The sequence below is a fragment of the Actinacidiphila sp. bgisy167 genome (assembly GCF_965342175.1).
Classification (GTDB): Bacteria; Actinomycetota; Actinomycetes; order Streptomycetales; family Streptomycetaceae; genus Actinacidiphila.
In genome coordinates this window covers 1-816 of sequence record NZ_CBDRBL010000220.1, presented here as the reverse complement: position 1 = coordinate 816, position 816 = coordinate 1, and the positions used below count along the sequence as shown (strand labels likewise).

Annotated in this window: 1 protein-coding gene; it reads left to right on the top strand. The window is 71.9% G+C overall.

Going from position 1 to position 816, the window contains the following annotated elements; all coding sequences use genetic code 11:
* Positions 1 to 816: IS1380 family transposase (locus tag ACRWND_RS30875; protein WP_431955288.1), on the top strand; the 816-nt coding region annotated here is incomplete at both ends.

Below are 816 nucleotides of genomic sequence, written 5' to 3'. Positions count from 1 at the left end.
CGATGTGGCGCTGGCGGTCGCGCTGGGTGGAGACTGCCTGGCCGATGTGGGGATGTTGCGGGCCGAGCCCGCGGTGTTCGGGCCGGTGGCCTCCGATCCGACGGTGTCCCGGCTGATCGACACCCTGGCTGCCGGCGGCAACCGCGCGCTGGCCGCGATCCGTGCGGCCCGCGCGGCCGTGCGGGAGCACGTCTGGCAGGTGGCCGGTGACGCGGCGCCGGACGCGGCCGGGCAGGTGGTCGTGGACCTGGACGGGGTGCTGGTGATCGCGCATTCCGAGAAGCAGGACGCGAGGCCGACCTGGAAGAAGACTTACGGGCACCACCCGTTGATGGGGTTCGTCGACCACGGCCGGGACGGGTCCGGTGAGCCGGTGGCCGGGCTGCTGCGGCCGGGGAACGCGGGCTCCAACACCGCCGCCGACCACATCACCGCTACCAAACTGGCCCTGGCCCAGCTACCGAAGACCTATCGGCGCGGACGGCAGACGCTGATCCGCACCGACTCCGGCGGGGGCACCCACGAGTTCCTCGACTGGCTGTCCGCCCGCGGCCGGTGGCTGTCCTACTCGGTCGGCATGACCATCACCGAGCAGATTCACCAGGCCGTCTTGAAGGCCCCGGCATCGGCCTGGACGCCGGCCGTCGAACCCGCCGGCGAGATCCGCGACGGCGCCTGGATCGCCGAACTCGACGGCGACTGCCTCAAGGGCTGGCCGACAGGGATACGACTGATCGTCCGCAAGGAACGGCCACACCCCGGAGCCCAGTTGCGAATCACCGACGCCGACGGCATGCGCCTGACGGCCTTCGCCAC